Origin of the sequence: Pseudomonas sp. P7758 (assembly GCF_013386485.1) — a bacterium.
GTDB lineage: Bacteria > Pseudomonadota > Gammaproteobacteria > Pseudomonadales > Pseudomonadaceae > Aquipseudomonas.
Map to the genome: position 1 here is coordinate 1 of NZ_JACARS010000190.1, position 11270 is coordinate 11270.

11 protein-coding genes are annotated in these 11270 nt (G+C 61.1%); 6 read left to right on the forward strand and 5 right to left on the reverse strand.

Annotated features, from left to right (window positions below; all coding sequences use genetic code 11):
• Positions 1-227: 227 nt before the first annotated feature.
• The gene (locus tag HX873_RS29705) at positions 228-770 is read right to left on the reverse strand and encodes a helix-turn-helix domain-containing protein (protein WP_003209127.1); all 543 of its coding nucleotides are present in this window, start codon (positions 768-770) and stop codon (positions 228-230) included.
• A gap of 104 nt (positions 771-874) precedes the next feature.
• On the opposite strand from HX873_RS29705, the gene HX873_RS29710 reads away from it, so the two are divergent.
• The 5 genes from HX873_RS29710 to HX873_RS29730 all read left to right on the forward strand — a co-directional run bounded on the left by HX873_RS29710 (position 875) and on the right by HX873_RS29730 (position 6970).
• Complete coding sequence (locus HX873_RS29710; protein ID WP_003209128.1) at positions 875-1657, forward strand: aldolase; 783 nt, start codon at positions 875-877, stop codon at positions 1655-1657.
• Between the two features lie 27 nt (positions 1658-1684).
• Positions 1685-2572, forward strand: a complete 888-nt coding sequence (locus HX873_RS29715; protein ID WP_177123624.1) for a dihydrodipicolinate synthase family protein — start codon at positions 1685-1687, stop codon at positions 2570-2572.
• A 206-nt stretch (positions 2573-2778) separates the two neighbouring features.
• Positions 2779-3318 carry an RNA polymerase sigma factor gene (locus HX873_RS29720; protein WP_177123625.1) on the forward strand — a complete coding sequence of 180 codons (540 nt, stop codon included), beginning with the start codon at positions 2779-2781 and terminating at the stop codon, positions 3316-3318.
• Complete coding sequence (locus HX873_RS29725) at positions 3315-4283, forward strand: FecR domain-containing protein (RefSeq protein WP_003209134.1); 969 nt, start codon at positions 3315-3317, stop codon at positions 4281-4283. The genes HX873_RS29720 and HX873_RS29725 overlap by 4 nt, the downstream gene beginning before the upstream one ends.
• A gap of 128 nt (positions 4284-4411) precedes the next feature.
• Positions 4412-6970 carry a TonB-dependent receptor gene (locus HX873_RS29730; RefSeq protein ID WP_177123626.1) on the forward strand — a complete coding sequence of 853 codons (2559 nt, stop codon included), beginning with the start codon at positions 4412-4414 and terminating at the stop codon, positions 6968-6970.
• A 105-nt stretch (positions 6971-7075) separates the two neighbouring features.
• Here HX873_RS29730 and HX873_RS29735 read toward each other — a convergent pair whose 3' ends face one another.
• The gene (locus HX873_RS29735) at positions 7076-7393 is read right to left on the reverse strand and encodes a ribbon-helix-helix domain-containing protein (RefSeq protein ID WP_003209138.1); all 318 of its coding nucleotides are present in this window, start codon (positions 7391-7393) and stop codon (positions 7076-7078) included.
• Between the two features lie 16 nt (positions 7394-7409).
• Positions 7410-7991: a DJ-1/PfpI family protein gene (locus HX873_RS29740; RefSeq protein WP_177123627.1), complete on the reverse strand. Its 582-nt coding sequence runs from the start codon at positions 7989-7991 to the stop codon at positions 7410-7412.
• Between the two features lie 308 nt (positions 7992-8299).
• On the opposite strand from HX873_RS29740, the gene HX873_RS29745 reads away from it, so the two are divergent.
• Complete coding sequence (locus tag HX873_RS29745; RefSeq protein WP_003209142.1) at positions 8300-9199, forward strand: DMT family transporter; 900 nt, start codon at positions 8300-8302, stop codon at positions 9197-9199.
• A 109-nt stretch (positions 9200-9308) separates the two neighbouring features.
• Here the strand turns inward: HX873_RS29745 and HX873_RS29750 are convergent, their stop codons facing one another.
• Both HX873_RS29750 and HX873_RS29755 read right to left on the reverse strand, forming a co-directional pair.
• Positions 9309-10526, reverse strand: coding sequence for an SAM-dependent methyltransferase (locus HX873_RS29750; protein WP_177021698.1), 1218 nt, complete (start codon positions 10524-10526; stop codon positions 9309-9311).
• 41 nt (positions 10527-10567) lie between these two features.
• Entirely contained in the window at positions 10568-11185 is a 618-nt protein-coding gene (locus HX873_RS29755) for a TPM domain-containing protein (protein WP_003209147.1), read from the reverse strand.
• Positions 11186-11270: the final 85 nt, after the last annotated feature.

Below are 11270 nucleotides of genomic sequence, written 5' to 3' on the forward strand. Positions count from 1 at the left end.
CAGCTCCTACAGTGCACCGTGCCCGCTTTAGCTTTTGATTTCGCTTCTAAACACTCAAGCCGGAGTTAGGGCACTCCTCGCCTAGGCGAGGAGCCGAGTGGTGGGGCAAGAGCGTTTTGCTTACTTTTGACTGGGCCGGCATTCCGGCTGTTCAAAAGTGAGCCGCTGTAAGAGCGGAACCGATACAAGCCATCACCCAAAAAACGGATATGCCCCCACCCCCACCATCACCCTTCAGCACTATGCACCACCACCAAAAGCTGCGCCTGAACCTCCCCCACCGACCGAATCCGATGCGGCTTCTGCGCATTGAAATGCAACGCATCCCCCCGATTCAACACCACCCGCTCGCTCATGAAATCCACCTCAACCTGACCTTCATGCACAAACAAAAACTCCTCCCCCAAATGTTCCTTGAAGGTCTTGTCGGTGAACTCCGCCGGCGGGTAAATGATGAACGGCAACAAACTACGCTCACTGACCTGATGCGCCAGCACCGCGTAACCCGGTGACGCATCGGTGCCCGACAACGCCTGCCGTTCGTGGCTGCGCACCAGGCTGTAGCTGTCGAGGCTGACATTGTCCTCGCTGAACAATTCTTCGACCTTCACATTCAACGCCTTGGCCAGTTTCAGCGCCGCCGCAATCGACGGCGTATTCAACCCGCGCTCGACTTTCGACAGGTAACTCTTGGTCATCCCGGATTTTTCCGCGAGCGACTCCAACGTCACACCAAGTTTTTTTCTCAATATTTTCAAACGGATAGACATGCGCAGCGGTTAATCCATTAAAGAGGCGATGATGAATGCTTGCTAATGACACTTTGTGTCATATAGTCTCTTTAGTGTCATTTGCGACGAACAAGGACACTGATATGGCCAAGACATTAGCACTCCCGAAAGACCAGCTGGTCAAGCAGGCGCTGACCCAGATGCAAAACACCCTGGCGGATAATACGTGGACCGACCGGCAAAAGCTGGCGCTGACCTGCCGGATCCTGTTCGAAAACGGCCACGACTCCGGCCTCGCCGGGCAGATCACCGCACGCGGCCCGACGCCTGGCACCTACTACACCCAACAACTGGGCCTGGGTTTTGATGAGATCACCGCCAGCAACCTATTGCTGGTCAATGAAGACCTGGAGGTGCTGGAAGGCCATGGCATGCCCAACCCGGCCAACCGTTTTCACAGCTGGGTGTACCGCGGTCGCCCGGACGTGAACTGCATCATCCACACTCACCCGACCCACATCGCTGCGTTGTCGATGCTGGAAGTGCCGTTGCAGGTGTCCCACATGGACCTCTGCCCGTTGTACGAAGATTGCGCATTCCTCGAAGCCTGGCCCGGGGTGCCGGTGGGCAACGAAGAAGGTGAAATCATCACCGCTGCCCTGGGGGATAAACGCGCGATTCTGCTTTCCCACCACGGCCAATTGTCCACTGGGGCGAGCATCGAGGAAGCCTGTGTGATCGCACAGTTGATCGAACGCGCGGCCAAGTTGCAGCTGCTGGCGATGGCCGCCGGCACGATCAAGCCGATCCTGCCGGAACTGGGCCGCGAAGCCCATGACTGGATTTCCAAGCCCAAGCGCCACGGCGCCGCGTTCAACTACTACGCTCGGCAGAACCTGCGCCAACACGCCGATTGCCTGAACTGAAACCCTTTTTCGACCGGAGACCTTTCCATGTCCAGCCCTTCTATTCACGGCATTATCGGCTACACCATCACCCCGTTCAGCGCGGACGGCCAGCGCCTTGACCTCGACGCCCTGGGCCTTTCGATCGACCGCCTGATCGACAGCGGCGTGCACGCTGTCGCACCGTTGGGCAGCACCGGCGAAGGCGCCTATCTCAGTGATGCAGAGTGGGATGAAGTCGCCGCCTACAGCATCCAGAAGGTGGGCAAGCGTGTGCCGACCATCGTCAGCGTCTCCGACCTGACCACCGCCAAGGCCGTGCGTCGTGCGCAGTTTGCCGAGGCCCACGGCGCGGACGTGGTAATGGTATTGCCGGCCTCGTACTGGAAACTCAGCGAGGCGGAAATCCTCGCCCACTATGCAGCCATTGGCGACAGCATCGGCGTGCCGATCATGCTCTACAACAACCCGGCCACCAGTGGCACCGACATGTCGGTGGACTTGATCCTGCGCATCGTCAACAGCGTCGACAACGTGACCATGGTCAAGGAAAGCACCGGGGATATTCAGCGCATGCACCAATTGCACCGGCGCAGCGAGGGCCAGGTGCCGTTCTACAACGGCTGCAATCCGCTGGCGCTGGAGGCGTTTGCGGCGGGCGCGAAAGGTTGGTGCACGGCGGCGCCGAATCTGATTCCTCAGCTCAACCTGGATTTGTATGAAGCCGTTTTGGCCAATGACCTGGAGAAAGCGCGGGAGCTGTTTTATCGCCAGTTGCCGTTGCTGGATTTCATCCTCAAAGGTGGCTTGCCGGCGACGATCAAGGCCGGTTTGCGGCTGACGGACCTGGAGTCGGGGGATCCACGGCTGCCGGTGTTTCCGCTGGCTGAGGCAGCCCGTGTTCAGTTGCAAGAGCTACTGACCCTGTTGCGCTGAAACGCAATCCAAATGTGGCAGCGGGCTTGCTCGCGAAGGCAGTGGGTCAGTCAATTAATAGGTCGACTGACTCACCGCCTTCGCGAGCAAGCCCGCTCCCGCATTTAGTCCGCATCCAACCTTGGATTTTCAATAGAGACAAATGACAATAATTCTCGATATCATTCACGACTTTTCCACGTCGTGCTTCGTCAAGAAGGATATCCATGTCTCGTCCCAAGCCCGACCCGCTGTCGGCCGATGCCTTTCGCGGGTTTTATGCAGATATCCTGCATTTCCTGCGTAAACGCACGGACAACGCCAGCGACGCGGCAGACATGACCCAGGATGTCTTCACCCAATGGCTGGACTACCGCGACCGGGCCCAGGTCGAGCAGCCACGGGCGTTTCTGTTCCAGATGGCGCGCAATCTGCTGCGCGATCACTGGCGCAAACAGAAGGTGCGGCACACCGTCCACCAGCAACAGGCCGAACTGGATGCCGAACCTGTCAGCGACTCGCGAGACGATCCCATGGCCGCCGCGCAACGCCTGCAACGCCTGGAACAGTTGAAAGAAGTCCTCTCTGAACTCTCGCCGAGAAGACGAGAAGCCCTTATGCTGCACCGCTTCGAAGGCCTGAGCCAGGCGCAGATCGCCGCGCGCATGGGCGTTTCGGTCAGCATGGTGGAAAAGCACATCGCTTTTGCCTTGCTGCATTGCAAGCAGCGACTTCAACAAGAACAGGGCAAGGAGCAGCCAGAATGACCCGCCTGAGCGACATCGACACCTGTGACATCGAGGCCAGCGACTCCATCGATGCCCAGGCCGCCAGCTGGTTTGCGCGCAACCGCAATGACGCCGGTCGCGCCGACCGCAAGGCGTTTGCCGCCTGGCAGTCCGAGCCGGCCAATGCCCGCGCCTACGCCGAATTCGAACAGCTGTGGGCCGACCTGGCCCAGTTGCAGCAACTGAACAAACCGACACCGCTGCCCGTGCGCAAACCACCCGTGTGGCGCCCGGCCCTGGCGGTGGCTGCCGCCCTGGTGTGTGCCGTGCTGACGAGCAACATCGGCGCCCCACGCGAGCTGTTCCACGCCCAGGTCGCGGCCCATGCCAAAGGAATGCGCACCATGCATTTGCCTGACGGCAGCACCTTGTACGTCAACGCCAATACGCGCCTGCGGGTGGACTTCAACAGTCACCAGCGCATCGTGCATCTGGATCAGGGCCAGTTGTATATCGAGGTGGCGCCCGACAAGGAACGACCGCTGTTCGTGCAGGCCGGTGAAGCCAATGTGCGGGTGGTCGGCACCGGCTTCGATGTGCGGCGCAGCAAGCAGCAGTTGGTGGTCAGCGTGGCCCATGGGCAAGTGGCGTTCGATCCGGATGCCAGGCTGCCGGCCACCCTGCTCGGCGCCGATCAGCGCGCTACGTTCAGTTATGCCAAAGGCACGCTGCAGCAGCAAATCCTCACTGCCGGCGAGGTCGCCGATTGGCGCGGCGGCCACGTGTCGTTTCGTAATCGCGAGCTGGCCAGCCTGATGGACGAGTTGAGCCTGTACCGGCCCCAGGCGCCGTTGCTGGTGGACAGCGCGGTGGCGCAACTGAAGGTCTCGGGCAATCTGGACGTGAATGATCCGGACGCCCTGCTCAACGCCCTGCCGGCGCTATTGCCGGTGAAAACCGTGGCCCTGGCCGACGGCAATATCAGGATCGAACCGCGCAAATAGCCCCGCGGAATTCTTATTTGAGAATATTTTGCATTCGCATGTGAGGATTATTTTTCCTGCCGCGTCTTCCTCGGGTCTGCGTTTGATACGCACACCTTTCTGGCCATTTGGCTACTCCGGGGGATTTCATGTTTCGCGCGCCTTGCCACGTTCAGCACCTGTTTCTTCGACCCACCGCCATTGCCGCCTGCCTGGCCTTCAGCCTGAGTGCCCAGGCCGAGTCGTTCAAGCTGCAACTGCCGGCCCAGTCCCTGGCCACGTCCCTGAGCCAGGTGGCGCAGCAGGCGAAAATCCAGCTGCTGTTCGATGAAGCGCTGCTGAAAAATATCCAGGCGCCAGCCCTCAATGGCGACTTCACACCGGAAGTGGCGATTCGCACCCTGCTCAAGGACGGCGAGTTCGTATTGCTCAGGGTCGGCAGCACTTACGTGGTACGCCCCGAAGAGGGCAAGACCACCAACAGCAGCGCGATCCAGCTCGACGCCCTGAGCGTGATCGGCACCGGCAACGAGGTCGACTCCACCACCGTCGGCCGTTCCACCCTGACCCAGGCGGACATCGACCGCTACCAGTCCAACAACATTCCCAGCCTGCTGCAAACCTTGCCCGGCATCAGCCAGGGCGGCTCGCTGAAGCCCGGTGGCCAGACCATCAACATCCGTGGTTTCGGCGACGCCGAAGACGTGCCGCTGACCGTCGATGGCGCCACCAAAAGCGGTTTTGAGCGCTACCAGCAGGGCACTGTGTTTATCGAGCCCGAGCTGATCAAGAGCATCGAAGTGGAGAAAGGCCCCAACTCGCCCTTCAGCGGCAACGGCGGCTTTGGCGGTACGGTCAACATGACCACCAAGGATGCCCCGGACCTGCTCAAGGACGGGCGCAACAGCGGTGCCATGCTCAAATACGGCTACTCCAGCAACGACCATGAGCAGGTCTACAGCAGTGCCGTTTACGGGCGAACCGATGATGGCCGCTTCGACGCGCTGGCCTACCTGACCCAGCGCGACGGCGGCGACATGAAACTGGCCGCCACCCTGCCCAACGACAACAACCAGTACCCGATCAACCCCAAGCGCCTGCCCAACAGCGCCCAGAATGTGGACGGCAAACTGTTCAAGTTCAATGCTCACTTCACCGATGAGCAAAGCCTGGGCCTGTCGTACTCTCGCTCCAACAGCCAGCGCTGGACGCCCTTCTCTGCCGCCAGCTACCCGACGCCGCCGACCCAGGCCAACATCGACCGCTATGGCTACGAAGCCGCGCTGAAACGCTTCCTGGCCAACCGCAATACCGTCGACACCACCTGGTCCGGCAAGTACGAATACCAGCCGATGAATAACCCGCTGGTGGACTTGACCATCAAGTACTCCGAATCCAATACCGACCAGACCGACGAGCGCGACGCCACGGCGTTTTTCCAGTTGGCCACCGGCGGGCGCAAGATGGACACCTCCTATAACGACAAGAACCTCGACGTACGCAACGTCAGCCTGTTTTCCACCGGTGCGTTGCAGCACGCGGTGACCACCGGTGTGCAAATCCGCAAGCACACCCGGGAAACCGAAATGTGGATGCCCGGCGCCACCTACAACACCCCGAAATACAACTACGGGCACTTCCAGCCGGGCTTCATGCCCCATGGCAAGGTCGACACCAACAGCTTCTTTATCCAGGACGCGGTGACGCTGGGCGATGTGACCATTACCCCGTCGATGCGCTATGACCATGTGCGCAACCGCGGCGAGGCCAACGACGCGCCGTACTACAGCAACCCGGACCCGGCCATCGGCCATGACTACAGCGACCGCACTTACACCGGCTGGTCGCCACGCCTGGCGGCGTACTGGACCATCACCCCGAACGTGGCGATGTTTGCCAACTGGAGCCGCACCTGGCGTGCGCCAGTGATCGACGAGCAGTATGAAGTCCAGGGCCTGGGCAGCCGCACCGCCACCAGCCTGGACCTGGACCCGGAGCGCATCACCTCCATCACCCTGGGCAACGTCACCAGCTTCGCCGATGTGTTCGCCCACGGCGACAACCTGCAACTGCGTACCACGCTGTTCCACAACAAGGTCGAGGACGAAATCTTCAAGGCCACAGGCGTGGGCTGCCAGAACCAGGCGGTCAACGGCGGGACGATTTCCAGCGCCTGCCCGCCGGGCGCGATGTCCAACTACCGCAACATCGGCGGCATGACCATCAAGGGTTTCGAGGCCGAGAGTTTCTATGACTCCACCTACGTGTTCGGCTCGGTATCGTTCGCCTACACCACCGGCAAACATGAAGGCGCCTACACCAACCCGTGGGGGCCGGACGTCTGGGCGCGGGACATTCCGCCAACCAAATGGGTGGTGGTGCTCGGCACCAAGATCCCGAGCCTGGATATGCGGGTAGGCTGGCAAGGGCAGTTCATCGGCGCCACCAGCCGCCTGCCGAGCGACAAGTATTCCGGCGGCCCGGGCACCAGCATCGGCGACCTGTTCTACGACCAGTACGGCAACAAGCGCTACAACACGCAAGGCCTGTTCGCCAGCTGGAAGCCGCAACAGGCTTACCTCAAGGGTACCGAGGTGAACTTCACCGTGGACAACCTGTTCAACAACAACTTCCGACCGGCCCTGAGCGGCGACCGCGCCTACACCAAGGGCCGGGATGCGAAGATCAGTGTGACGCGGTTCTTCTGACCCCACCTAATCAATGTGGGAGCGGGCTTGCTCGCGAAAGCGCTGGATCAGTCGGTACATGAGTTACCTGACACACCGCCTTCGCGAGCAAGCCCGCTCCCACATTCAGATCTTCTGCGCGCCATTTCTTGTATTAACCAGGCTGAGCTCTGGGGCGTGAACCCGCTGCTTGCTCAAATACCGCGTGCAACTCACCCGCAAGAACGAAGCAAAATTCACCACTTCGCCGCGGTAATCCATCACTTCTTCATACAGCTTGGCGATCAGTTGATTGGTGGTCATCCCATCCACCTCGGCGATCTCGCTGAGGATGTCCCAGAACTGGTTTTCCAGGCGCACGGTGGTCACCACGCCGCAGATGCGCAGGGAGCGCGAGCGGGATTCGTACAGAATCGGGTCGGCCTTGACGTACAGTTCGCACATGGCGATGACCTCCGCTTTACAGGGTGATTTTGGTGCCCAGCAGGCCGAGGAAACCCGCGAGCCAGCTTGGGTGCGCCGGCCACGCCGGGGCCGTCACCAGATTGCCTTGAACGTGGCTGTCGGTCACCGGGATATCGATGAACGTACCGCCCGCCAGTCGTACCTCCGGCCCGCACGCCGGGTAGGCGCTGCACTCTCGGCCTTCCAGGATCCCGGCAGCCGCCAGCAGTTGAGCGCCATGGCACACGGCAGCGATGGATTTGCCAGCCTGATCGAAATCCTTGACCAGTTGCAGGACCTTTTCGTTCAGCCGCAGGTACTCAGGGGCACGGCCACCCGGCACCAGCAGCGCGTCGTAGTCGGCGGCGTTCACCTTGGCAAAATCCGCATTCAGGGCGAACAGGTGCCCGGGCTTTTCGCTGTAGGTCTGGTCGCCTTCGAAGTCGTGGATCGCCGTGCGCACGGTCTGGCCGGCAGCCTTGTCAGGGCACACCGCGTGCACGGTATGCCCCACCATCAGCAGCGCCTGGAACGGCACCATCACTTCATAGTCTTCGACGTAATCGCCGACCAGCATCAGGATTTTTTTCGCGGCCATGGGACATTCCTCCGGTTGAACGGTTGGGCAGATAGGAGTAGCCAAGATAGACCCGCAGGCTTGATCCGGGTAATGGCCCGCTACTACATCAGCACCCCAGCCCTCTGTAGGAGCGAGCTTGCTCGCGAAGCACGTTAACGATAACGCGGGTAACCAGACAGCCCGCGACGCTCTCAGGTTTTTCGCGAGCAAGCTCGCTCCTACACAAACTGTACGGTCCAATCTGCACCCAGCTGTAAGCGCGCGTTTGCGGGGCTTTGTGGCTAGATGAACATCCACTTCCGGCCCATTCGATTCTGGTTCCTTCCATGAGCTCCCGCGAAAATACCGGCATGGCCCTCGGCCTGCTGGGCGTCGTCATCTTCAGCCTCACCCTGCCCTTCACCCGTATCGTGGTGCAGGAAATCCACCCGTTGCTCAATGGCCTGGGCCGGGCGTTGTTCGCGGCGGTGCCGGCGGCGGCGTTGTTGCTGTGGCGCCGTGAGCGCTGGCCCACCTGGCGCCAGGTGCGCGGGCTGACGCTGGTGATTGCCGGGGTGATCCTGGGTTTCCCGGTGTTGTCGGCCTGGGCCATGCAAACCTTGCCCGCGTCCCATGGCGCGCTGGTCAACGGGTTGCAGCCGCTGTGCGTGGCGCTGTATGCGGCGTGGCTGTCTCATGAACGTCCGTCGAAGGCCTTCTGGGCCTGCGCGGCGCTGGGCAGTGCGCTGGTGCTGAGTTATGCGTTGATCACCGGGGCCGGCAGCATCCAGGCGGGCGACCTGTTGATGCTCGGGGCAATTGCCGTGGGTGGCCTGGGTTATGCCGAAGGCGGCCGGTTGGCCAAGGAGATGGGCGGCTGGCAGGTAATCTGCTGGGCGCTGGTGCTGTCGACGCCGGTATTGATCGGGCCGGTGGCCTACCTGGCGCTGCAACACGAAGGGCCGATCTCCATGCGCACTTGGTGGGCGTTTGGTTATGTCTCGTTGTTTTCGCAGTTCCTGGGGTTCTTTGCGTGGTACGCCGGGCTCGCCATGGGTGGCATCGCCCGGGTCAGCCAGATTCAGCTGTTGCAGATCTTTTTCACCATCGCGTTTTCGGCGCTGTTTTTTGGTGAACACATCGAGCCGATTACCTGGCTGTTTGCCTGCGGGGTGATTGTGACGGTGATGTTGGGGCGCAAGACCAGCGTGAAGCCTGCGCCAGCTCCCAAGGCTAGCGCGATCTAATGTGGGAGCGGGCTTGCTCGCGAATGCGGTGGGTCAGTTGATACATCAGGTGACTGACACACCGCTTTCGCGAGCAAGCCCGCTCCCACACTTTTGATTTGCGTCGTACTCAGGCGAGGTAACCGTCCGCCCGCAGCAGGGTTTCAAGGCAATGTTCGGTGATGTTGTAGAACGCCTTGAGTTCCTGGATTTTCTCCAGGAGTTGAGCGTTGTCCACCGGCTCGGCACGCTTCACGGCCAGGATCATCTTGTTCTTGTTGGTGTGCTCCAACGAGATGAACTCAAACACCTTGGTCTCATAGCCGCACGCTTCAAGGAACAACGCGCGCAAACTGTCGGTGACCATTTCCGCCTGCTGGCCCAGGTGCAGGCCGTATTGCAGCATCGGCTTGAGCAGCGCCGGGCTCTGGATCTGCAGGCGAATCTGCTTGTGGCAGCACGGCGAGCACATGATGATCGACGCACCGGAGCGGATGCCGGTGTGAATCGCGTAGTCGGTGGCGATGTCGCAGGCATGCAGGGCGATCATCACGTCCAGTTCGCTGGGCGCGACGCTGCGCACATCCCCGCACTTGAACACCAGCCCCGGGTGGTCCAGGCGGGCGGCGGCGTTGTTGCACAGGGTCACCATGTCTTCGCGCAGTTCCACGCCGGTGACTTCGCCGTCGGCGTTGAGGGTGTTGCGCAGGTAGTCGTGGATGGCAAACGTCAGGTAGCCCTTGCCCGAGCCAAAGTCCGCGACCCGCACCGGCTGGTCCAGCTTCAGCGGCGAGGTGGTCAGCGCATGGCTGAACACTTCGATGAACTTGTTGATCTGCTTCCACTTGCGCGACATCGCCGGGATCAGCTCGTGTTTGGCGTTGGTCACACCAAGGTCGGCGAGGAAGGGCCGGGTCAGGTCCAGGAAGCGATTCTTCTCGCGGTTGTGCTCGGCAGACGGCGCTTCGCGCAGTTGCTGCGGCTTGCTTTTGAACAGTGAGCTTTTGTTTTTCTTGCTGTATTCCAGCTGGGCTTCGTCGGTCACCGACAGCAGGTGCGCATTCTTGAACGCCGCCGGCAACAACTCGGCAATTGCCGCCACGCCGTCGGCCAGGGAGAAGTTCTTGGTGATGTCGCGGGTCTTGTAGCGATAGACGAAGGACAGGCAAGGCTGATCCTTGACCGTCAGCTGCTTGATGATCAGCTTCTGAAGATCAGGCTCGGTGCCGACGTACTTGGCCAGCACCAGCTTGATAAAGGCGTTTTGCTCAAGGCTCGCGCTCAGCAGTTCGAGGAACTGCGCGTGATGATCCGGCGCGGGGCTGGCAGGTTTAGCGGTGGCAGACATGAACAAAAACGCCTCGGGCAGGGAATGCCGGGAATTTTACACTACTCCAACACCACCAACCGATTCGGCAGCTCATTGCGTGCGTGGGTCACCGGTACGTGCTCCCTGAGCAATTCCCCGCAAGCCTCAATACACGCCACAAACCCGGCCAACGTCTGGCCTTGCTTCACCTGGCGGGTGAAGTCCTTGACGATCGCATCCCAACTGCTGTCATCCAGGCGACTGGAAATCCCCTTGTCCACCAGGATTTCCACATAACGCTCGGCCTCACTGACAAAAATCAGCACCCCGGTGCTGCCCAGCGTGTGGTGCAGGTGCTGCTCGAGAAACTGCCGCCGTGCCAGGTTGGACGCGCGCCAATGGCGCACCGAGCGCGGGATCAGTCGCGTGGTGACCCTGGGCAAACGGAACACCAGGCACAGCACGACGAACGTGCCCCACTGCGCCAGCAGCAAGGTGTACATGGTCAACCAGCCCGACAGGTAGTGAATGATCCCCGGCACCACCAGCGCCAGCAGGCTGGCCCACAACAGCGGGATGTAGGCGTAGTCGTCGGCGCGGGCCGCGAGCACGGTCACCAGTTCGGCGTCGGTCTGTTGCTCGACCCGGGCGATCGCCTCGGCGACCTGGCGTTGCTCGTGTTGACTCAGTAATGCCATGGTTGTTGATGCTCTCTCGTTATTGTCATTACCAGCCGCCCGAGGCGCCACCGCCGCCGAAACCACCGCCGCCGCCCCTGAAGCC

Excerpts from the sequence above, each read along its gene's own strand:
- HX873_RS29725 (WP_003209134.1), top strand. The coding sequence starts at position 3,315 with ATGACCCGCCTGAGCGACATCGACACCTGTGACATCGAGGCCAGCGAC.
- HX873_RS29740 (WP_177123627.1), bottom strand. The coding sequence starts at position 7,991 with ATGGCCGCGAAAAAAATCCTGATGCTGGTCGGCGATTACGTCGAAGAC.
- HX873_RS29715 (WP_177123624.1), top strand. The coding sequence starts at position 1,685 with ATGTCCAGCCCTTCTATTCACGGCATTATCGGCTACACCATCACCCCG.
- HX873_RS29730 (WP_177123626.1), top strand. The coding sequence starts at position 4,412 with ATGTTTCGCGCGCCTTGCCACGTTCAGCACCTGTTTCTTCGACCCACC.
- HX873_RS29710 (WP_003209128.1), top strand. The coding sequence starts at position 875 with ATGGCCAAGACATTAGCACTCCCGAAAGACCAGCTGGTCAAGCAGGCG.
- HX873_RS29750 (WP_177021698.1), bottom strand. The coding sequence starts at position 10,526 with ATGTCTGCCACCGCTAAACCTGCCAGCCCCGCGCCGGATCATCACGCG.
- HX873_RS29745 (WP_003209142.1), top strand. The coding sequence starts at position 8,300 with ATGAGCTCCCGCGAAAATACCGGCATGGCCCTCGGCCTGCTGGGCGTC.
- HX873_RS29735 (WP_003209138.1), bottom strand. The coding sequence starts at position 7,393 with ATGTGCGAACTGTACGTCAAGGCCGACCCGATTCTGTACGAATCCCGC.
- HX873_RS29755 (WP_003209147.1), bottom strand. The coding sequence starts at position 11,185 with ATGGCATTACTGAGTCAACACGAGCAACGCCAGGTCGCCGAGGCGATC.
- HX873_RS29720 (WP_177123625.1), top strand. The coding sequence starts at position 2,779 with ATGTCTCGTCCCAAGCCCGACCCGCTGTCGGCCGATGCCTTTCGCGGG.
- HX873_RS29705 (WP_003209127.1), bottom strand. The coding sequence starts at position 770 with ATGTCTATCCGTTTGAAAATATTGAGAAAAAAACTTGGTGTGACGTTG.